17 protein-coding genes are annotated in these 20,457 nt (G+C 67.9%); 10 read left to right on the top strand and 7 right to left on the bottom strand.

Annotated elements, in window-relative coordinates; all coding sequences use genetic code 11:
• Positions 1-329: 329 nt before the first annotated feature.
• Positions 330-1,577, bottom strand: a complete 1,248-nt coding sequence (locus tag AC07FA_RS27885; RefSeq protein ID WP_479079069.1) for an NAD(P)/FAD-dependent oxidoreductase — start codon at positions 1,575-1,577, stop codon at positions 330-332.
• A gap of 239 nt (positions 1,578-1,816) precedes the next feature.
• On the bottom strand, positions 1,817-2,815 hold the full coding sequence (locus tag AC07FA_RS27880) for a MerR family transcriptional regulator (RefSeq protein WP_479079068.1): 999 nt from the start codon (positions 2,813-2,815) through the stop codon (positions 1,817-1,819).
• Positions 2,816-2,976: 161 nt separating this feature from the next.
• On the opposite strand from AC07FA_RS27880, the gene AC07FA_RS27875 reads away from it, so the two are divergent.
• The 3 genes from AC07FA_RS27875 to AC07FA_RS27865 all read left to right on the top strand — a co-directional run bounded on the left by AC07FA_RS27875 (position 2,977) and on the right by AC07FA_RS27865 (position 5,072).
• Positions 2,977-3,585 carry an RNA polymerase sigma factor gene (locus AC07FA_RS27875; RefSeq protein ID WP_479079067.1) on the top strand — a complete coding sequence of 203 codons (609 nt, stop codon included), beginning with the start codon at positions 2,977-2,979 and terminating at the stop codon, positions 3,583-3,585.
• A gap of 108 nt (positions 3,586-3,693) precedes the next feature.
• Positions 3,694-3,897, top strand: coding sequence for a hypothetical protein (locus tag AC07FA_RS27870; protein WP_479079066.1), 204 nt, complete (start codon positions 3,694-3,696; stop codon positions 3,895-3,897).
• A gap of 812 nt (positions 3,898-4,709) precedes the next feature.
• Entirely contained in the window at positions 4,710-5,072 is a 363-nt protein-coding gene (locus AC07FA_RS27865; RefSeq protein ID WP_479079065.1) for a DUF1330 domain-containing protein, read from the top strand.
• Between the two features lie 164 nt (positions 5,073-5,236).
• Here AC07FA_RS27865 and AC07FA_RS27860 read toward each other — a convergent pair whose 3' ends face one another.
• Complete coding sequence (locus tag AC07FA_RS27860) at positions 5,237-6,040, bottom strand: phosphatidate cytidylyltransferase (protein ID WP_479079064.1); 804 nt, start codon at positions 6,038-6,040, stop codon at positions 5,237-5,239.
• Positions 6,037-7,818, bottom strand: coding sequence for an aminotransferase class I/II-fold pyridoxal phosphate-dependent enzyme (locus AC07FA_RS27855; RefSeq protein ID WP_479079063.1), 1,782 nt, complete (start codon positions 7,816-7,818; stop codon positions 6,037-6,039). The genes AC07FA_RS27860 and AC07FA_RS27855 overlap by 4 nt, the downstream gene beginning before the upstream one ends.
• Positions 7,819-9,157: 1,339 nt before the next feature.
• Between AC07FA_RS27855 and AC07FA_RS27850 the strand changes: the two genes are divergently transcribed.
• From AC07FA_RS27850 to AC07FA_RS27830, 5 genes are all read left to right on the top strand, one after another.
• Complete coding sequence (locus AC07FA_RS27850) at positions 9,158-10,336, top strand: ATP-grasp domain-containing protein (protein ID WP_479079062.1); 1,179 nt, start codon at positions 9,158-9,160, stop codon at positions 10,334-10,336.
• 15 nt (positions 10,337-10,351) lie between these two features.
• Positions 10,352-11,593, top strand: a complete 1,242-nt coding sequence (locus AC07FA_RS27845; RefSeq protein WP_479079061.1) for an ATP-grasp domain-containing protein — start codon at positions 10,352-10,354, stop codon at positions 11,591-11,593.
• Between the two features lie 97 nt (positions 11,594-11,690).
• On the top strand, positions 11,691-12,899 hold the full coding sequence (locus tag AC07FA_RS27840) for an MFS transporter (RefSeq protein WP_479079060.1): 1,209 nt from the start codon (positions 11,691-11,693) through the stop codon (positions 12,897-12,899).
• Positions 12,900-13,052: 153 nt separating this feature from the next.
• On the top strand, positions 13,053-14,132 hold the full coding sequence (locus tag AC07FA_RS27835; protein WP_479079059.1) for a glycerophosphodiester phosphodiesterase family protein: 1,080 nt from the start codon (positions 13,053-13,055) through the stop codon (positions 14,130-14,132).
• Between the two features lie 408 nt (positions 14,133-14,540).
• On the top strand, positions 14,541-15,011 hold the full coding sequence (locus AC07FA_RS27830; RefSeq protein WP_479079058.1) for a hypothetical protein: 471 nt from the start codon (positions 14,541-14,543) through the stop codon (positions 15,009-15,011).
• A gap of 734 nt (positions 15,012-15,745) precedes the next feature.
• Here AC07FA_RS27830 and AC07FA_RS27825 read toward each other — a convergent pair.
• On the bottom strand, positions 15,746-16,534 hold the full coding sequence (locus AC07FA_RS27825) for a DUF6892 domain-containing protein (protein ID WP_479079057.1): 789 nt from the start codon (positions 16,532-16,534) through the stop codon (positions 15,746-15,748).
• 146 nt (positions 16,535-16,680) lie between these two features.
• Here AC07FA_RS27825 and AC07FA_RS27820 point away from each other — a divergent pair, with 146 nt between their 5' ends.
• A complete protein-coding gene (locus AC07FA_RS27820) occupies positions 16,681-17,322 on the top strand; it encodes a hypothetical protein (RefSeq protein ID WP_479079056.1) in 642 nt (213 codons plus the stop codon).
• A gap of 574 nt (positions 17,323-17,896) precedes the next feature.
• On the opposite strand, the gene AC07FA_RS27815 is transcribed toward AC07FA_RS27820, so the two are convergent.
• On the bottom strand, positions 17,897-18,718 hold the full coding sequence (locus AC07FA_RS27815; RefSeq protein WP_479079055.1) for an alpha/beta fold hydrolase: 822 nt from the start codon (positions 18,716-18,718) through the stop codon (positions 17,897-17,899).
• A 534-nt stretch (positions 18,719-19,252) separates the two neighbouring features.
• Entirely contained in the window at positions 19,253-20,020 is a 768-nt protein-coding gene (gene map / locus AC07FA_RS27810) for a type I methionyl aminopeptidase (protein WP_479079054.1), read from the bottom strand.
• A 67-nt stretch (positions 20,021-20,087) separates the two neighbouring features.
• Between map and AC07FA_RS27805 the strand changes: the two genes are divergently transcribed.
• Positions 20,088-20,393, top strand: coding sequence for a helix-turn-helix domain-containing protein (locus AC07FA_RS27805; RefSeq protein ID WP_479079053.1), 306 nt, complete (start codon positions 20,088-20,090; stop codon positions 20,391-20,393).
• The last annotated feature ends 64 nt before the right edge of the window (positions 20,394-20,457 follow it).

The raw sequence follows: 20,457 nt of genomic DNA, 5'->3' as shown, positions 1-20,457 counted from the left end.
CTACCCCGCTCCTCACTACGACGCGCGAGCGGGAAGGGGTGGGGGGGGGCAAGGGGAAAAACAGAAGGGTCAGCCCGCAGAGGCGACCCCCCCCCCCCCCCCCCAGGCCGGCCGGGTCGCGGCCCGCGAGCGCCGGGCGCGCTCCCCGGCCGGCCAGTTCCGCTGTGAGGGCGCCACCGAGGACGCCGGCGGCTTCGGCGACCAGCACACGTGCGCCGCTGATGTTCATGTCACTCCCTGTCGAAGGGGCAGGTCGGCGACCTGGTCTCTCAGCCTTCTGTTCCGCGAACCGGCCACTGATGGATGCGGCCGCCAGGGACCGACCCGGATCACCCGCGCGCCAGATCGCCCAGCACCTCACGGGCAGCCCGGGTACCCGACGCCAGCGCGCCTTGCACGGAACCGGTCGCCCGGTGGTCCCCGCAGACGTACCTGCCCGGGGAGAACCTCGTCGTACGGCTCAGCGACCAGGGTGGCTCCATTGCGGGCACGGCCCCCTCGACGGTGTACACGGCGATCTGCTGCCAGCCGCTCGTGTCGGTGCCGTAGAGCTCGGCCAGCCGCCCGAGCACCGGCCCGTCCGCGCCGGACCGTTCGGCGCCCAGTACCGAGCTGGAGACCAGCGCGGTCCCGGGCGGTGCGTATGTGGGCGCGACCGCGCTGAGAACACAGGTGTTCAGCACCGCTCCGGTGCCGTCGACCACCAGGGTCGGCTCTGCCAGCGGTGTGATCGGGGCCGCGTGGTAGTACGTGGTGACCGTACGGCCCTTCGGCACTGCCAGGCCCGGCAGCAGGCGGGCGGCGGACGCGGCCTCCACCGCCACCACGACTGACGTGGCCGACAGCTCGCTGCCGTCCGCCAGGAGCACCCCCGTAGCGGTGACCGCGGCGACCGGCGTCTCCAGTCGGAGTACACCGTCGGGCAGACAGCCGGCCAGCTGGGCGGGCACGGCGCCGATGCCGTCGGCGGGCAGACAGAGCGTTCCCCTCACCATGCTGCGCAGGACCAGGTGGAAGAAGCGGGCAGAAGTCTCCAGCCGGTTCTCCAGGAACACGCCGGACAGGAAAGGCCGCAGAATCTCCGTAACCACCTCGTCCGACAGCCCGGCACGCGACAAGGCGTCGGCGGTGGAACGGTCCGGCCGTCGTTTGAACCAGCCCGCGGGCAGGACGACGTCCCGCGCGGCGAGCGCCGCCATCGCGGCCAGGTCCCGGGCCGACAGAACCCTCCCGGGCAACAGCGCTCCCGCCTTCTCCGGCCGCCGGGTCGGATCGGCGAGGCACACAGGCCCTGTCGACGTGTGCGCGATGATGCCCGGGGTGAACGCCTTCAGCCGCAGACTCCCCAGGTCAAGGCGCCTCTTCACCTGGGGATAGGAGGTGTTGAACACCTGGAATCCACGGTCCAGCAGGAATCCCTCCCGCCGGTCCGTGCGCATCCGGCCGCCCACGCCGTCCGACGCCTCCAGCAGCGTCACACGCCTTCCGGCGCGAGACAGGTCCAGGGCGCAGGCCAGGCCGGCGAGTCCTGCTCCGACGACGACGGCCTCCGGACTCCCACGGTGCTGAGTGGCCATGTTCCTCTCCTTCAACGCGGACTCCTGCACGGCGATGGCTGGGTTCGTCCTCCGATGGTCCCTTCGCCCGTCCCGTTGGTCTCGCATCGCCGCGCAACGGAACGCGTGTTCGCAGTGAGTCGTGCGGGAAGCGACCGGGTGGAGCACCCTTCCTCTCATCCACTCTCACATCAACCCGAACACGTCACGTTCGGTGTGGCCAGGCGCCACAGCGACCAGAACCCGCCGAACGCGCGTCATCACCCGAGCGCGACGGACTCAACCGCCGTGACAGCCTGCGCCAGCCCGGCCGGATGCGGCGACCCGGGCACGGTCTGCCCGGCCCAGCCGGGCCCGAGTGTCAGGACGACCGGCCTCCTGCGGGCACCCCGCACACCCCATTCGATCGCGGCCACGTGTTGCGCCAGCGGCCGGCTCGCAGTGGTACGCGACTGCGCCCACAGCCCGACCGCGACCGGACCGGTCCTGCGTACCGCGGCCACCAGAGACTCGACCGGCAGCGCACCGCCGAACATACGCACCGGGAGGCCCCGTTCGGCCAGCGCGGCAGCCAGCACCTCCAACGGCAGCGTGTGGTTCTCCGCGGGCACACAGGCGAGCACCGTGGTGGCGCCGGGCCGGTCGGCGACCACGGGCGGGGCGTGGCGCCGCAGCACGCCGGACACGTGCCAGGAAAGAAAATGCTCGACCTCGACGTACCTTTCCCCCGAGCTCTCCCACTTACGGCCGACCGCCTGCAACGTCGGCATGATCACTTCCGTCCACGCCGTGATCAGGCCGTGGTCCTCGATCGTGGCACCCAGCAGCGCGTCGAGAGCGGCGGCGTCGAGACGCAGGGCCGCACGCGCGACTCCCTTGCACTCCTGACGCACGTCGCCCAGGCGGAGGCCGGTGCCGGCCCGACTGCGTCCGCGGACCGCGGGCCGCGGGGGCCTAACGGTATCCACCTGAGCCGGGGGCGCGTCCGGCCCGCCGTCGTCGAGCGCCAGGCGGGCGGCTTCGGCGGGCGGCAACCCGGTCGCAGTCAGGGAGCACATCCGCTCCAGCCGCGCCACGTCCACGGCGGTCCAGCGTCGATGCCGGCCATCGGTGCGGGCGGCTGGTCCGAGACCGTAACGGCGGTCCCATGAGCGGACCGTGGTCGGGGCCACCCCCAGACGCCTCGCCACCTCACCGGTGGTCAGCCCCCCGCCACGCGACGCGCCCCAGTGATCAACATCCTCTCCGTTCCGACTCATGCACCTATCGTACGACGCATAAACGACGCATGTTGCACGTGTCGTTTCGGCTGGCAAAAGTAGATGGCCAGCGCTCCTCACGGCTCACCGGCCCTGCCGACCGGACCGGTTCGGCAGGCGGCTCCGCCCCGCGCAGGACGCACGGCAGGAGGAACAAGGTCATGCCCACGAACACACCATCCACCGGCTTCCGCCCCGCGGCCGCGGAGGCAGCGCCGTACGAGGACGAACTGGCCCGTGGCCTGTGCGCCGCGGACGAGATCGCCTTCGCGGCCGTCTACCGGCATTGGGGATCACTCGTCCACACCATGGCCACCCGTTCGCTCGGCGACACCCATGAGGCCGAGGACGTGACCCAGCAGGTGTTTCTCGGCGCCTGGCGCGGACGGGACGGCTACCGCCGGGAGCGGGGACCGCTCGGCGCCTGGCTGGTCGGCATCACACGCCGGAAGATCATCGACGCACTGGCGGCCCGGACGAGGCGTCTCACGCTGATCGATTCGATGGGGTACGACACGGACGCTCACCGCCACGACATGGGCACGCAGGACGACGTCCTGGACCGGGTACTCCTGGTCGATGCCCTGTCCCAGCTGCCGTGCCACCAGCGTGAGGTGTTGTGCATGGCGTTCTACGAGGACCTGACCCAGGCCCAGATCGCCGAGCGCACCGGTATGCCCCTGGGCACCGTGAAGAGCCACACGCGACGCGGCCTGATCCGGCTGCGGGAAGGGATCGAACAAGGCCGCGCCCACGAGGAATCGGCGTAGTCGCGCCAGGGAAATCCACTTGTGCCGCGCATCCGTAACGGCGTCCGGACACTAAATGACTACGCGACCCCGCAACCGACGGAACCCCTCAACGAAGGGATGATCCTCATGACCTCCCGCACCCCCCTCGCTCTCACCGCGTCGGCCGGCGCATGCGCCCAGGCACTCGGCGTGACCACCCCCGCCATGGCGGCCCCCTCCGCAGGCACTGATGACTCGGCCATGGTGTCCGTCTTCCACGGCGTCCCCGGACTGACCGTAAACGTCTACGCAAACGGGAACGAACTGCTCAGCGACCAAGAACAGGGGTAGCGGTGCCACATGTCGAGCCCGAGCACCTGGTACAACTCGCACTCGGAAACGATGCCTCATACAACGACGCCAGCGCCCTACAGCACATCGCCGTATGCAACCGCTGCTGGGACGAACTGAGCTTGATGACCCGGGTCGTGATCGCCGCGCGTGGGGTGGAGGAGTCGGATCTCCCCACCGCCCCTCCGGAGAGGGTATGGCAGCACATCACCCAGGAGTTGTCCGAAACGGACATGACTGCCGTACCACCGAGCGCGAAGTCTACGCGCGGCCTTTTCGCGGCGCCGAACGATCCACGTAGCAGGTGCCGTTCCAAGGAAACCCGTAGCCCGTCGACCCGTCTCGTGCTCGGCCTCCTAGCCGGGATCGGCTTCGCCTGGTGGTGGAGCCAGGACCGTTCGCAGCGGCATACGGGCCGCAACGATTGACACTTGGCCGGGTACGAGTACCCCAGGCATACGGAACAACAAGGCCGCTGGAGCGCGGAAGATCAGTGGGCGCTCAGTGCTCCTCGATTTTAGTGCAGGGCCTTCTCTCGGCAGGGCCGCTGTGCCGTGGTCGTGCCTTGGTGTGAGCGAGGTGGAATGGCTCGGTGCCGGTCTCGATGATGTTGCCGCCAAAAGTGAGCCGGTCGACGACAGCCGCGCAAAGCCTGGGAATTCCTCGGGTGTTGCGCCTCTGTGCATGCCTCGCGGGCTTGTAGCCCCGGCTGGCGTGCCAGTGCCATTACCCCCGAGGTAATCGCACCGCCCAACCACCCTCGAATACCTTCCGGTTGATCGCTCACCCCTCAGTAGGAGAGGAGCCCCGTGGTGCCCGCTTACGGCTTCGCGCATCTCCGCAGCCGCCGGAATCACTCCGACATCATCGAGTACCTGGAGCGCATCCAGGCAACCCTCGACCCCTTCGCCGGCCGCTTCGTCATCCACGGCCCCCCGGCCGAAGTCGTGGAGGGCACGTGGCCCGGCAGCATGGTGCTGATCGAGTTCCCCGGCCTGGCCGAAGCCCGTGCCTGGTACGACTCTCCCGCTTACCGGGCCATCCTGAGACTGCGTGCCGACCACATTGAGGGCGACTTGGTGCTGATCGAGGGCGTCGGTCCGAACTACGACCCGGCCGATCGGGCTCGCACGCTGCGAAACCAAGCCGGCCGAGCGGGTCAGCCGACCCCGTAATCCTGCGGCCGCCGCCTGTGGCACCGAGGGCCGCCTGGCACTGCACCATCGTGCCGAACGTACGGGTACCGGTGGGGGCGGGATGAGGTGTGTGCACGGCGAGGAGAACGGTACGTTCGCCGGGCTACGGAGCCCGGGGGCGCCCGGCGCCCTGTGCCGCCGATTCAGCGCAGGAGGAGCAGGACGGCCAGGGCCAGGAGGAGTGAGTCGATCCGGTCGAGCAGGCCACCGGAGCCGGCCAGCCAGTGAGAGGAGTCCTTCGCCCGCGCTCCTCGTTTGACCATGGATTCGAGCAGGTCTCCCGCCGGAGCGCCGACCGCCACCGCGACCGCCGCCGGCCAGCTCAGCGCGGACAGCGCGGCGAGTACGCCGACGGCGGCCGCGGCGCCGGCGAGGGTGCCGCTCCACCGCTTGGCCGGGGAGAGCGGTGACAGCTTTGGTCCGCCCAGCCGTTGGCCCGTGAAGTACGCGACGATGTCGCCCACCGAGACGGCGATGAACAGGACGAGCGCGGTCGCGCCGAGCGGTGCCAGGGCAGCGAGTACGCTCAGCCAGATCAGCCCGAGTAGACCGGCCCCGAGCCGCCGCAGACCGTGGGTGGAGTCACCCGCCAGCAGCGGGACCGCGGCGATGGTCAGGGCCCCGACCGCAACCGCCCGTACCTCCTGCCCGGGCGCCAGCCAGGAGGTCAGCACCACGCCGGAGACGGCGACGGCCAGTACGACCTTGTCCGGCAAGGACAGACGCATCAGCCCGCCGAACTCCAGTGCCGCTACCACGGCGACCACAACGGCGAGAAGCGTCACTCCCGGAGTGCCCCACCAGAACGCACCGGCGACCAGGGGCACTCCGACCGCCCAGCAACACCACCGGATCAGCAGTTCACGGCGGCCGGACAACGCCGCGGCCACCCCGCCGACCGCCAGGGTCCCGCCGAGGAAGGGCGCGAGGGAGGCGACGTCGGTCACCGGCCGTACCCGGCGACGGCGGCGGCCGGGAGTTTGGGTGTCCGCCGTGACGGAGAGCTGGGCAGCAGTGTCACCAGCGCGGCTTCGTACGCCGCGACGATGCGCGCGTTCTCCGCCGTGTCCCTGACCGCGACGCGTACGGTGCGCCCTTCGTACTGCGGCGACAGAGGAGAAAGGTCGCGCAGGTAGACGTCGTGCCGACGGCACTCCCGCACCAGGCGGGCAGCGCTGGGTCCGTCGTACGGCAGAGTGATGTTGAGGAAGTTCGCGACGCCCTGTTCGATCACGACGGTGTCGTTCACCTGCGCGAGGTCGGTGGCCAGCTGGCGGCGCAGAGCGTGGGTGCGGAGCCAGCAGGAGCGGTAGTACGCGGGGTCGCGCAGGGTGGCCACCGCGGCGAGTTGCGCGGGGAGACCGACCGCCCAGGGTGGCGTCCACTGGCGCAGAAGTGCGGCCGTGGCGGGTTCGGCCACCAGGTAGGCCGCACGCGCGCCGGACAGTGCGTACATCTTGGACAGCGAGGTGCAGACCACGACCCGCGGGTCCACCGCGGCCAGAGGGGCGAGCGACTCGGCCAGGTCCACATAGCCCAGATAGGCCTCGTCGATCCACCAGCGGGTTCCGGCAGGGGCGGCCTCGATCAGGGTGCGCAGTTCGGCTGCGGGTGCGTGGCGTCCGGTCGGGTTGTTCGGGTTGACGACGACCACCAGGTCGTACTGACCCGCCCCGACGACGGAAGCCAGCCGGGAGAAGTCGATCCGCCACCCGTCCTTCCGGTGCAACCGGAAACGGTCCACCCGGCACCCGATCACGCGCTCGGTGACGTGCGCGTATTCGCCGTACCCGGGATCCAGCAGCAGCACCCTGCTGTCCGGGGTCAGCCAGCGGCCGAACGCTCGGAAGATCAGGTCCGACGAGCCGGCTCCGGCCACGAGCGTCTCCACCGGCAGCGCCCGGGCCTCCGCGAGTTCCGACAGCAGACCCTCGGCGCCGGTGGGGGGCGAGGTCCGGGCGGACCAGCCCGGGTCTTCCGCGAGCGCGGCGCGTACGCCGGGAGCGGGCGGGAACCAGGCGTCCAGCACATCGGCAGCAACGACCTCGTGGCGCCGGTGCAAGGTGCGAAAGTCCTTTCCGATGGCGGTGAAGGAAGCTCCGCCATGTTCACACCCGTCCGGGCCGGGCGCCCATTCCATGTCCAACTGCCAGTCCACGACAGAGCGGAACCGCTCCAGGGCGGGGCGGTACCGGGCGGTGGCGACCTGCGTCAGCGCGGCCACCTCGCCGGTCAGCACCTCGAAGGTCACCGCACCGCTGCGGACGGTGTGTCCGAGGGGCTTCAGGCCGACCGCCAGGTACATGTCGAGCAGCTCGGTGCGGCCCATCGCCACCGCCGTGCGGCCTCCCCGGGATGAGATCCAGCGCAGGGCCGCGTACATCAGCAGCGGTGCCACCGCGGTGCTGCGCCAGCGAGGCTCCACGGTGAGGATGCGCACCTCGAAGGCTCCGCCTTCGGAAAGCAGCGGCAGTTCGTCGCGGGTCAGGTATTTGTCGAGGCCGTAGCGCCCCAGCCACGGCGGGGTCAGGCTGACGAAGCCCATGCGGACCGGCCCCCGGGCCGCGACGAGGTAGACGTTGTCGCCGTCCAGCGCGTCGTGCAGGCGCCCCTCCGGGCGTGGCGCGTGCTGACCGAGCTCCTGGGCGTACACACGATGCCTCAACTCGTGGATCCAGGCCAGGTCCTCGGCATCGGCGGCTCGTATCTGCACGTCGCGACTCATGAAATGTCTCTTTCGGTAGAGCAGGGGAAAGTCCCCCCGATGGGAGAGCGCCGGAACGCACCTCCTGGGGCTGGCGTTATGCGGACATCCTTGGTGGTGCCGTGCGACCGCACATGAGTAGGTGTACCTACGTACTTGGGTACCTGGGTGGCTGGAGAGTGGCCGGGCAACCGGTGGGGTCCTGGAGCGAGTCGACGACTGCCAGGTCCGGTCATACCTGGGCCTCGGCAAGGAGATTCTGCTCCGGCTTAACTCGGTGGTTGGCCACGACGAATGATGGCTGACTGGCGATCAGGTATGCCCGACCGGGGCTTTCCTGAGCGGGTGACCGTTCAGCTCGGAGCAACCCTCTTCGTCCCGCCACAACCCACCTTGAGCGGTGAGGTAGGGGCGCAGCCCTTGGACGTCTTCGCCCTCATGTCATGCTCGCGCGACGGAGTGGAGGAGGCTCGCCAGATCAGTCCAGAAGTCGGTGGAGTCGGTGGTGTCGCCGCCACCGCCGTGTCCTGCCCAGCAGAGGCGCCCCTCGTCCGGCTCACGAGGGGAGCCCGTCCGTTGATTTTCGCTCCGCGCACCGCCCATATCGCGACGAGCCACAGCACCACCGAAACCGGCCCAACCACGACCATCTCGTAAACGTCTTGACCAGCAGCAACGCAGCGCCAGGCGCGCATGGACCAGCTGCCACCCCCGCGCCCGGCGTCGCCACCGAACGGGTACGTGCTCCCGCACTAGGTTCGCTGGCCGGGCCGCCACCCCATGGGCGCAGGTACATCCCCCGCATACGTAGGGCGGTGTCATGAATACCCTCTCCGGCCCGGTCTTCGTTCGCGCGTCCGACCCTGAGCGAGAAGCCTCGCCGCGCACATCGGATCTTGTCTTTTCGGGGACGCCGATGGAGTGCTAGCTTGCCCACGCAACCACACGGAGAGCGTCGCCCGATGGGCGGCCGCAACGTTGCGTGGCCAGGGGGGACTTCAGTGTGTCGTCAAGCTGCTTCTCAGCAGCTTCGTGTAGCCGCACCGGCGATCATCGAGGCGCACCGGGCGGCGTCGGGTCGGCTCGGCAGCCCGCCGGTCCGCCGCAAGGGCCCTGGCGGCAGTGCCGTCGAGCGCTGAGCGCTGACGTAACCGTCCGCTGTGGCACAGACGTGGTCGGGTCCGAGTGGCATTTTCGGGACTGACGACGACATGTGAGAGTCATCGTTCTTCGTAGGGTTGAGGATTTCGTGTCCGGAATTCTGTGCGCTCGCAACTAGAAAATACGAGCGCGATCCGCACTGGCATGAAGCCCTCGTCCTCCACTGACTTCCCGCTCGGCGGGTCCAAAGGTGCGTGCCATGAACATTCTTTTGCTCCACCCCGTTACGCGGTGGTCGCTGAACCGTATCGCGTACATCTGTCGTCGCGAGGACTGGAAGCTCACGATCATGACGATCGAGAATTCGAAGGTGGAGGACAGCACCGCAGGTCTGCACGAGTGGATCAGAGTCCCGGCATTGTCGGAATCCCGCGAGGAGCTGCTGGCGCAGATCGGTACGCGGCCATGTGATGCTGTGGTCGCAGGCAACGAATTCGCTGTAGTTGCCGCGGACGTACTGGCAGAAGGCTTGGGTCTGTACCACAATGACGTCGCCAAAATACGTGCCTCGCGGAACAAGGCGCTCATGAGGGAAGCCTTTGCCCAGCAAAACGTGCCCCAGCCGAGAGTGATCACCAGGCTCTCCTCGCTCGAGGCGAGTCGCACGTTCGACTGGGGGAGCGTGACCTTCCCGGTGATCGTGAAGCCGCTTGATATGACCATGAGCCTCTTCGTGCGCAGGTGTAACTCGCGCGACGAGGTCGAGGCCACGCTGGCGGAGATGCTGTCCTTCAAGAAGGCCCGGTTGACCAATTATGAGTTTGCCGCAGGGGCCCTCATCGAGGAGTTCGTCGACGGCCCGGAATTCAGTCTTGAATGCGTCGTTCAGGACGCGAAGGTTCTGACGCACGCGTTGACGCGCAAGTTCGTGTCGCCGCTTCCCGTGTGTCACGAGGTCGGTCATGTTTCCGGCAGCGACATACCGGCGCAGCACCGGCGAACGCTGTTGGACACGGCCGAGCGCATTGCCATGAGCTGGGGCATGACGCAAGGAGTGATGCACATGGAGTTCAAGATGAATGCTGAGCGAATCAGCGTCATTGAAGCCGCGGCTCGCCCCATCGGTGGCCATGTGACGGAGATGATCGAACTGCAGCACGGCCTGCACCTTGAGGAGGCCTACCTCCACGCCAGAGCCGGCGTCGACTGGCGGGCCCCCGTGCGCGAGCCGCAGGGCCTCTGGCACGGGATGCGCTTTCACTTCGACGAGCGCACTGAGGTGGAGCGGCCCGCGAGCGTCGACGAAGTGCGTGTCATCCGCAGTGAAGAGAATGTCGTCGTCGACGCCGAACCTTTCTCGGGGAACCGGCGTACTGGCTATTCCATACTGCGGAGTGAATCGTTGAACGACCTGAGTGAGTATGTGGGAAGGCTGTAGGCGTCTCCTCGTTCCATGATTCCCATTGATAAGGATGTGCTGGGTATGGAAGACCCGAAACAGGTCGTTGTCCTGGGCAGTAGTCCCGGCCTCTGTGACCGCCTGCGCCTGGCAGGTGCGGATATTACGCTGGTCGAATCACCGGAACGGTTCGACAAGGCGCTGACTTCGTTTGTCAGGCGCAGTGTGCTGACCGAGTACGATGACCCCTCCCTGATCCCGCTGCTGCGGGGGATACACGACCACACTCCCTTCACCGCGGTGATCTCACTCACGGAGCAGGGATTGATGCCTGCTGCGCGGATCGCGGAAGCCCTCGGTATTCGTGGCCTCTCTCAAGACGTCGTCGCCCGTACACGGGACAAGTTCGCGATGCGGACCTGGTTGCGGGACAAGGGGTTCTCCTCCGTGCCCTCCGCGGTCGTGCGGGACGTCGCTGACATCCGGGGATTCGCGGCCAGGCACGGGTTTCCGGTGATCGTGAAGCCGCGTCATGGCCAGGGGAGCCAGAACGTCTCATGTTTCCGGACGGCCGATGAAGTGGTTCTGCCGCCCGCGAGTACGGACGATTACATTGCCGAGCCGTTCCATCTGGGGCCGGAATTCTCGGTCGAAGCCTTCAGTTGTGCGGGCGAGCACCACGTGCTCGCCATCACGGGCAAGTTCACGCACGAGGACGATCCGGCGAACCCCTTTGTGGAAGTGGGACACGTCGTCCCGGCGGACATCGGCCCAGAGGTCGTGGAAGCGATCACGGAGTACGTGGTCGAGTTCCTTGACGTCATGGGAATCGCCGATGGCTGCAGCCATACGGAGCTGCGCATGACGTCTGCGGGTCCGGAGATCATCGAGACGCACACACGTGTCGGCGGGGACTCCATACCTGTCCTCGTCAGGCAAGCCACCGGGCATGACCTGTTGGACCTGACCGTCCAGTGGGCCCTTGACCGGATCGGGCCGCCCAGGACGACACCCTCGGCGCACGGCGCTGCCGCCATCCGCTTCTTCACGCCGCCACAGGGCTGGGTCGTCGGAGTAGCGGGGGTGCAACGGTGGCAAGGGCTGCCCGGTGTCCTGCAGTTGAACCTTCCTGTGAAGGTCGGAGACAGGATCCACCCCGTCCAGAACTCCCGTACCCGAGTCGGCTATGTGCTGGCCACGGCTCCGACACCCGCACGCGCGATCGAGATATGCCGCAAGGTCACCTCCGGGGTGCGGATCGACGTCAGCCCTGAGCCACCGCGGGGAAGGCGATGAAGGGACCGTGGCGGGCCCCCATGACCCCACCGGAGCATCCGACCCAGGTAGTCGCTGTCGAGGAGTGGCCGGCTCGCCTCGATCGTAGGCGTGTCACGTGACCACCTACCGTGAGATCTTCGGGATACGCGAGTTCCGCGTCCTCTTCGTGGTCCGCTTGTTCGCCATGACGGGTGTCGTCGTCTCGAGCCTCGCCCTGGGCACGGTGACGTACCACGAGACGCGGTCACCGTTCTTGACCGCGGTCTCCCTTTTCGGGGGACCGCTGGTGCAACTCGTCACTGCGCGCTACCTGTTGGCCTCCTCGGATCTGTTGCGCCCCCGCACCGCCATGATCTTCATGGCGGGCGTCGCCACGCTGACCGCCGCGTTGCAGATGCTGCCCGACCTGAGCTGGTGGATGCGCTTGCTGATCCTCGCCGGTGGATACGTGGTGTTGGCCGCCACGTCGGGCAGTGTCTTCGCTCTGTTGTCGGACATCGTGCCGAAGGACGCGTACGTACTGGCCCGCGCCACGATGAACATCACGGTCGGGGGCATGCAGATCATCGGCAATGCCGTCGGCGCCCTCCTGCTCGCCGTACTGTCGCCGACCTGGTTGTTCGGAATCGCCGCGATGGTGAGTGTCACCGCGGGGGTCACGGCGCGGATCGGACTCTCCGATCGTCCGCCGCGAGCGGAAGGGAAGGTGGTCGAACGCAGCCGCCGGATCAACCGTGAACTTCTCACGTCGCCCGGCGTCCGGCCCCTCTATCTGATGATGTGGGTGCCCAACGGCCTGGTCGTGGGGTGCGAGGCCCTGTTCATCCCGTACTCCTCGGGCCATGCCGGATACCTGTTGGCCGCCGGCGCGGGCGGCATGCTCCTGGGGGACATCGTGATGGGTCGATTCGTCCCCGTGATCTTGCGCGACAGGCTGATCCTGCCGTTGCGCGTGCTGTTGGCGGCGCCGTTCCTGGCGTTCCCACTCTCGCTCCCGATGCCAGTGGCGGCGGCGCTGGTGGGGGTCTCCTCCTTCGGCTTCGCGGCCTCGCTGCCTCTGCAGGAGCGGCTGGTGCGCCACACCCGTGCGGACGTACGGGGTCAGGCGTTCGGCCTGGCCGGAACGGGTTTGATGATGGGTCAGGCAATCGGTGCGCTGCTGGCCGGGAGCCTCGCCCAGTTGTCGGGTGCCACGCGCTCGGTGGGCTGGACGATGGCCCTGATGGCTGTGTTGTCGCTGCTGGTCACCGCGCAGCTGCGAAAGTCCCTGGAGGGCACCGGCGCCACGAGCCCCGTCGGCAGCGGCCACCCGACCGTGCGCTGAGCCAGGGCCGCGGGTACCGGGGCATGAGTACCCCGTCCAGCGAGTAGCCCGGTTCCATCCGCGTTCACCTGGTGCTCGGGCTCCATCCTGGTGCCGGTCGGCCGTGTCTGCTTGGCTTGGCGGCACCTACTTCGACGAACAGGTGAGGCTCACATGGTCCCGAGGCACGTGGTCGCCGGCCTGGTCCTTCTCCCCCTCTTTGCCTTCCCGGCCACCGGACAGGCGGTCGCGGCGGGCCAGGACCACCCCGGCCCTCCCTCGCATCAGGTCGCCTTCGATCTGCAGGCCCACCGAGGAGGCCTCGGCCTCACCACCGAGTCCTCCCTCGACGCCTTCCGTAAGGCGATACGCCTCGGCGTCAGCACGCTGGAACTGGATACCCAGATCACCAAGGACCGGAAGGTGGTCGTCAACCACGACCGGCAGATCAGCGTCCACAAGTGCCAGGACTCCGGTCCGCTCGTACCCGGCGATCCCCTGTACCCGTACGTCGGCAAGTACATCAAGGACCTGACCCTCGCCCAGATCAAGACCTTGGACTGCGGGTATCAACAGCTCCCGGGTTTCCCGGAACAGGAACAGATCAAGGGCTTCCGGCTGGTCGAACTCAAGGACGTCCTGAATCTCGTGAAGGATTTCGGGGCGAGGCGGCTCAAGCTGAACATCGAGACCAAGGTGGAGGCCGGGGCTCCTGAGCAGACCGCGCCACGCGGGTTGTTCGTCCGTCGCGTCTTCGAGGAGATCCACCGCTCCGGCATCGAGAGGCAGGTCTCCATCCAGTCCTTCGACTGGGGGGCGCTGAAGGAGATGCACAAGATCGCGCCGCGCTACCCCCTGGTGGCACTCACCAACTACGACTTCCTTCAGGTGGGCAAGCCCGGAGCCTCCCCTTGGCTCGGAGGGATCGACGCCGACGACTACGGCGGCGACTTCGTACGGGCTGCCGCCACTGTGCCCGGCGTTACCGTACTGTCCCCCAACTACGGCTTCCCGCAGAACGGCACGATCGCCGACCCGGACTTCCGGTTCTACCCGGACGAAGCGATGATCCGCGAGGCGCATCGGCGTGGGCTCAAGGTGGTCCCGTGGACCTGTGACGACCCGGCCACCGTGGAGGCACTCATGGACATGGGTGTCGACGGCGTCATCACCGACTATCCCGACCGGGTACGGAAGATCATGGCGGATCGCGGCATGCGCCTGCCCACCGCGTACCGGGAACCGCGACGCTGAAGCAGAGGCAGGCCGCACCACAGGCCGAGCGGCTGGGGGCGCGCGCCGCACGCCGGCACGGAGAGGCGTGGCCCCGGACGCTCCCGTCGCCGATCTCCGCCTTCGAGGTGAGATCACCCCCTCCGGGCACGGGCCGGCGTGAGGTGGGGGCGCAGCGGCCGGCCCGCGAAGGCGATGCCACAACTCCTCACCGCTCTCCGCACATCACCGGCAAGCTGGTACATGCCGTCGAAGCAGTTCCCCCGACCCCGACCGCTACTTGGAGGTCACCTCAACTGGCCCGCTCACCGTGCTGGCGGCCGCTACGGCGATGATGGAGCGGGTAGTGCCGGGCAGGCCGTAGTCCAGCGGGCGGCACCTGTTGCTCCGGCGCAGTCTCAGGAGGTTCTCGATCGTGCAGGGGAGAACATGAATCGAAGACTCGGCGGCCTTGTGGGGGCACTAACTCTGGCCGCTGTCTCGACCACGACAGGGTGCTTCGCCCGATACTCACCCTGCCCAGGGGAGGGCCAGCGGCCGGACCGGCTGGCCAGTCAGGATCTGGTCGGCACCTATCGAGATGCAGCAGACCGTTCCGTCACCCTCAAGGGTGATGGAACGTTCACGACGACGGGGTGGCCGACGGACCTTGAGGGTGCAGAGGGCCCACCAGAGCAGAGAGACGGCAACGGGACGTGGGAGCTGAACAGCACTGACAGCGTCGATTACCCCATCTCGCTGACCTTCCACACAATCAGCGGCTACTGGAACAGTTCGGAGGAGGGGGGCTATTACGGCACGGGGCTGCGTGTCGACGGAAGTCGGCGAGTCCCTCGCCTCTACGAGTACCGGGGCGACCCAGACGTCTGCGACCTCAACAGGTTCAAGCGCAGCAACTGAGCTGAGGCGCCTACGGACGTCAGGCACGCAGAAGGCAGCGCTGCAAGGCTTACGTTCCCTTGATGGCTGGTCTTCCGGCCAGGCGAGTGCTCCTCGTTTTCGAGGTCGGGTGGTGGGCCCAGCGGCCGAGCTGCACCGTGTTGCGTCTGGCCCGGGTTCTCAGCACCGGCCATCGGTTCGGCTTCTTGATCGCACGCGGGCAGTCCCGGTCGCCGCGCGCCGGGCCGAGACGAAAGCGTGCTTCCCGCCCGGCCTCGGCGTATGAGCAAGAGTCGGGGCGCCGCTCGGCTCGGTAGTGCGTGGCTATCGCCGCGTCGACCAGCTCGGTGCCCGGAGTCGGTCGCCGATCGGCTGAGGCGTATGGGCGGCTCTCGCGTCCAACGCATCAGCGCGGGACCGGAGTTGGGCGGCGCGCTGATCGGTGCGGACGATGTTGCCGCAGCCGAGACACCTCCGCTCGTCCTCGCGGTGCCGCAGAGGTACGCGCTTCGCCCCACCCGGTCTTGTGGTCCTCCGGTGTCGGTGGCTTCGCCGGCCGTGGCGCCCCGGCCGAGCCGGCGCGGTGCCGAAGGCTGTGCCGGGCCGTGGCGGCGGCTCAACTGGCTTTGGCGACGAGAACGGGCAGCAGATGCCCAGCGTCGATAGACCGCCGATGGCGGGGGCTTCATCGGCGCGGGCGGTCCGTGGAAACCGGGGCAGCGCATTCCGGTCCGGTCAGGCCGCTCTGCGGCGTCTCACCGGTCGAAGGTGAGGGTGACACCGCGGGCGGCAAGGCTGTCGATGACCCGCGCATTGCCGAATGCGGAACGGACCGGGTGCTCGTCCCCGCGGATTCGGGCGAAGCGGCGGAAGCCGAGCGTGCGCAGGGATGCGACGTGTTCCAGTGGTGCGAGGTCGATCACGTTGTGGCCGTTGCCGTCGTGGCACCCGTCGAGGGAGAGGTGCTCCAGCGGGAGGCCGCTCAGGGGGCGCAGGTCCTCCACTCGCTTGGAGCGTAGTGCGAGCGAGGTCAGCATGCGGGTGTCGGCGAGAGGCGCGAGGTCGGTCTCGTCGTCGTAACCCCCGGCCAGGGTGAGCGCACGGAGCCGGTCACAGGAGGTCAGGGGCGTCAGGTCGGTGACCTCGGTCAGCTCCAGATGCAGTGCTTCCAGGCCCGGAAGGGCCGCTCCTATGCCGTCGAGCGCGCGAATGTGGAACTCCTCGCACTCACCGCCCCACTCGCTCCAGATCAGGGCAATGGCCTTCGAGGAGGTGTGCCACCTCAGCTCCCGTACGGTGGCGCACTGGGCTTCGGTGACGGGCAGCCCGAGTAGGGCATCAGCCACGTCCTGTCGGTAGTCGAAGCTCGCGAGACCGTCGAGCCACTCCTCACAGACGGCATCGCAGGCGTCAACGCAGACGTGCGCGCCTTCAGGCACTGGGGGTTGGAAGAGGGGTACCGTGCCCGCTTCCATCAGCTGACTGACCACGGCCAGACTCAGATTGGTGTCAGGGAGCCCGTCGAGAGGGCCGGCTATGTGCATGCCCGGACTCTACGGCTCTGTCGATGAGAACGGGTTCTGGTCCAACTTTTGTGGAGCGGTGGCCTCAGTGTTGTTGTACAACTCTGCGATGGTGATGTGCCACCACGACCAACGCCGTGTCGGTGGGACAGGCGATAATGCCGGTCATGGCAGATCGCAGTCCGGCGCTCCGGATCATCACCTCGGCGGCGCGGGACTCCCTGAAGCCGCTCGGCCTGGCCCAGCGCGGGCGGTCCCGGCTATGGCTTGATGATCACGGATGGTGGCTCGGCGTTGTGGAGTTCACCCCGCCGCGGATTGCCGGCAGTGGTCTGCACGTCGGTGCGATGTGGCTGTGGCACGACGTGGACCACCTGGCCTTCCACGAGGACGCAGTTCGGGTCGGCTCCGAGCTGTTTCGCACCGAGGACCAGTTCACGCGGCTGGCACTCGAACTCAGTGGGCAGGCGGCTGCGCATGTGACCGCGCTGAGGGAGAGGTTCCCGGCTCTGCCGGATGCAGCCCGATACCTGACGTCCAGGCCGGTGCGGCGGGGATTCCTCTGGGACAGCTTCGACTCTGGGATCGCAGCCGCACTGGTTGGGGACCCGGACACGGCCCGCGATCACTTCGAACGAATCCTCCGAGAGGACGCTCTGGTCCCGTGGGAGGTCGATGCTCAGGAGAAGGCGCGTGAGCTTCACGCGATCGCGGCAGATCGCGACGCCGCGACCGCCTGGGTCACGCGGGCTGTCGACTCATGCCGGAGCAAGCTGGGCCTGGATCCCGTGCCGTTTACGATCAGCTGAACGGACCCCGCTCGTCGAGCGATAGAGCGGCGGTCATGCAAGGAGGACTCGCTTCCGCAGCAGGCCGAAGCCGGCCCGGCCGTACATCCGGGAGTTGATCGCCCTGGAGCTGGGTGAGCATCTTCCCGAATGCGCGGACGTGCGCGGGCGGGCATCCAGTTCGGGGCAGCGGCGAGGACGGATGTGAGTTTCAAGTCCTCGCTCTCCGGCAGGGTGTCGGGGTGAGTCAGGATCCATCCGGCGACCGGGCGTGGGGACGGAGGACGGGCCGCCGGTGCCGCCGGGGATGCGCGAAACGGCCGGAGGCAGGCGCGGACGGCTCCGAAGCCACCGGTGTAGCCGTGCGTCTTGATCTCTTGCCCAGTGACGTCGGCAAGCCGGGCACCGGCGCGACCGGCCAGGGCGAGGCCGACTGAGGGCAGGACTGGCTCTGTTGATGAATCAGGGGCCACGTCTGGGTCCGCCGGGCAGCGAGTCCCGCAGCCCGCTCCCGCGCGAGGGGGAACAGTGCACTGGACTCGCGTGTGCCTTCGGGCCGGAGCGCTCAGCCGAGGACCGCCGCGCGCACCGCGGCTCAGGCCGAGGGGAAACCGGTTGTCAGGCAGGCCAACAGCTGGCCCGGCGCGTCTTCCTGGAGAAGGTGGCCGGCGCCCTCGATCCAGTGCAGCTCCGCGTGCGGAACGCGTTCGTGCAACCACTCGGCATACTGCGGAGGAAGAATGCGGTCCTCGCGGCCCCAGACGAGCCGAACCGGAAGCGACATACCGGCCAGCAAGTGCTCGTACGTGACCGTGTCCGCCTGCCTGATCTGGCTGTACTGACGGTAGAACGCCGCTTGCCCTGAGTCCCCTCGCCACGGTGCGAGAAACGCATCGAGAACCCCCGGCCGGAAGCCGACGTGCGTGGCGTGCCGCAGGTGGCTGGCGACCAGCGCTTCGTGCGCGTAACCCGGAAGCTTCTGGAAGACCTCCTCGTGGTCCAGGAAGAGCTGGAAGAGCCCTCGCTCCCACTCGCCACCGCTCACCGCGTCGAAGAGGGTCAGGTCCTGGTAGCTCCTCCCCTCCAGCAGCAATGTCCGAAGCGCCACTGCCCCGCCGATGTCGTGGGCGACCACGCTGGGGTCGGATAGTTGCCAGTGGTCGAGGAGCCGGGCAAAGTTCCTCGCGTGAGCCGCCAGGCTGAGGTCCTGGCCCTCGCGTTGGTCCGACTGGCCGAAGCCGAGATGGTCAAAAAAGAAGACCTTGCGGGTGCGGGCGAGAGCCGGAGCGATGTCCCGCCAAAGAAAGGACGAATACGGCGTGCCGTGCACCAGTACGATCGGGTCTCCGCGACCCAAGGTCCCCCACCGCACCGCCCCTTCAGGCGTCTCAAATTCCTCACTAAGCGTCCAGTCCATCACTGGCCTCCTCTCCTGCCTCATGAACAACACCTTCCACTGAGGGCATGCCTCGATGCCTCATCAGCAAGAAGCTCCCGCATCTGTGGTCCCAGGCTCACCGGCATCCCCCTTGCCCCCAAGAGGGCGAGCCTTCTGCGAGCAAGGGTGAAAGCTCCGAGGAACGTGCGGGAGCCAAAGGCCACTGCCGGGATGGCTGTCATGACCATGGAGTTCCTCACCGGGGAACCGCACCCTCGAAGGGCACGAGTCCGCCCGCAAGCGCGGCAAGGCCATCGACGGCGCCGGCGTCACCGACGAGTCCATGCTCACCATGGCCCTCCACCTGCGCGAGGAGACATCGCCAAGCGGCTCGTCATCACCGCCGGTGCGAAACAGGGGCAGCACCCCTCACCAGCGACCGTCATGCGTATGCTGCGCGAACACAACGACGCAAGGCCGCAGCCTTGGCTACATAGAGAAGTCCATGCAGTGGATCCGTCAGACCCCAAGATCAACAACTGGCGGCTTTTGGGCTTACCTCGGCGCTACCCACTACGGACGGGTGAGAATTTCGGCTCCGGTGTCGGTGATGGCGATGGTGTGCTCGCTGTGTGCGGCCCGGCAGCCTGTCGCGCTACGCAGCGTCCAACCGTCGGCGTCGGTGACGAGTGTGGCAGTGTCGGCCATGACCCAGGGCTCCAGGGCCAGCAGCAGTCCGGGGCGCAGCTTGTATCCACGGCCGGGCCGTCCGGTGTTCGCGACGTGTGGGTCCTGGTGCATGGTCGAGCCGATGCCGTGGCCTCCGAACTCGGTGTTGATCGGGTAGCCCGCCTCGCTGAGGACCGTGCCGATGGCGTGGGAGAGGTCGCCGATGCGCGCCCCAGGCTTGGCGGCGGCGATGCCGGCGGCGAGTGCACGTTCGGTCGCCTCGATCATCGCGACGCTCTCCGCCGGCCTGGCCTTGCCCACCAGAAAGCTGATCGCGGCGTCCGCTGCCACCCCGCCCCTGGCTACGGCGAGGTCGAGAGTCAGCAGATCCCCGTCTGCCAGCGTGTAGTTGTGAGGCCGCCCATGGAGCACTCCGTCGTTGACGGCCGTGCAGATGTAGTGCCCGAACGGGCCGCGCCCGAAGGAAGGCGCGTAGTCGACGTAGCAGGACTGCGCCCCCGCCTCGGTGATCATCTCCTTGGCCCACTGGTCGATCTCCAGCAGGTTCGTCCCGACCGTGCTGCGCTGCTTCAGCGTGTGCAGGATGTTTCCGACCAGGGCGCCGGTGTCCCTCGCCCGCTCAAGCCGCGCGGAGTTCAGGATCTCAATCATGGGTGGGACCTCTCATGTATGTCCAATAACTATCCCGGTCTAACTGTACCGGTATTAGAATGGGGTCATGGTCAGGTTGCCGCTCACCCCCGCCGAGGTAGAACGCGGACAGCGCCTTGGCGCCCTGCTCCGCCGAGCCCGGGGCTGCCGCTCGATGCTGGACGTGGCGCTCGCTTCGCACATCTCGCCGGAAACTCTTCGGAAGATCGAATCCGGCCGTGTGGCTACCCCAGCCTTCCCGACCATCGCAGCGATCGCCGACACCCTGGGCCTGTCTCTCGACGCCGTCTGGGCCGAGATTAGCCAGGCGGAGCAAACCGTCGAGGATCAGTCGGTCCTGCCCGTCACACGGCACCCATCGCTGGTTTCGTAACGCCGCACTCAAAAAGTCAGCGGTTCACTGACCGCGCTGTGCCGGTACGCCTGCGCGCACCCTG

This window comes from Streptomyces sp. NPDC045968, from assembly GCF_056430475.1.
This window is presented reverse-complemented; position numbering and strand designations above follow the sequence as displayed.

Excerpts from the sequence above, each read along its gene's own strand:
- AC07FA_RS27885 (WP_479079069.1), bottom strand. The coding sequence starts at position 1,577 with ATGGCCACTCAGCACCGTGGGAGTCCGGAGGCCGTCGTCGTCGGAGCA.
- AC07FA_RS27880 (WP_479079068.1), bottom strand. The coding sequence starts at position 2,815 with ATGAGTCGGAACGGAGAGGATGTTGATCACTGGGGCGCGTCGCGTGGC.
- AC07FA_RS27875 (WP_479079067.1), top strand. The coding sequence starts at position 2,977 with ATGCCCACGAACACACCATCCACCGGCTTCCGCCCCGCGGCCGCGGAG.
- AC07FA_RS27870 (WP_479079066.1), top strand. The coding sequence starts at position 3,694 with ATGACCTCCCGCACCCCCCTCGCTCTCACCGCGTCGGCCGGCGCATGC.
- AC07FA_RS27855 (WP_479079063.1), bottom strand. The coding sequence starts at position 7,818 with ATGAGTCGCGACGTGCAGATACGAGCCGCCGATGCCGAGGACCTGGCC.
- AC07FA_RS27850 (WP_479079062.1), top strand. The coding sequence starts at position 9,158 with ATGAACATTCTTTTGCTCCACCCCGTTACGCGGTGGTCGCTGAACCGT.
- AC07FA_RS27845 (WP_479079061.1), top strand. The coding sequence starts at position 10,352 with ATGATTCCCATTGATAAGGATGTGCTGGGTATGGAAGACCCGAAACAG.
- AC07FA_RS27835 (WP_479079059.1), top strand. The coding sequence starts at position 13,053 with ATGGTCCCGAGGCACGTGGTCGCCGGCCTGGTCCTTCTCCCCCTCTTT.
- AC07FA_RS27830 (WP_479079058.1), top strand. The coding sequence starts at position 14,541 with ATGAATCGAAGACTCGGCGGCCTTGTGGGGGCACTAACTCTGGCCGCT.
- AC07FA_RS27825 (WP_479079057.1), bottom strand. The coding sequence starts at position 16,534 with ATGCACATAGCCGGCCCTCTCGACGGGCTCCCTGACACCAATCTGAGT.
- AC07FA_RS27820 (WP_479079056.1), top strand. The coding sequence starts at position 16,681 with ATGGCAGATCGCAGTCCGGCGCTCCGGATCATCACCTCGGCGGCGCGG.
- AC07FA_RS27815 (WP_479079055.1), bottom strand. The coding sequence starts at position 18,718 with ATGGACTGGACGCTTAGTGAGGAATTTGAGACGCCTGAAGGGGCGGTG.
- map (WP_479079054.1), bottom strand. The coding sequence starts at position 20,020 with ATGATTGAGATCCTGAACTCCGCGCGGCTTGAGCGGGCGAGGGACACC.
- AC07FA_RS27805 (WP_479079053.1), top strand. The coding sequence starts at position 20,088 with ATGGTCAGGTTGCCGCTCACCCCCGCCGAGGTAGAACGCGGACAGCGC.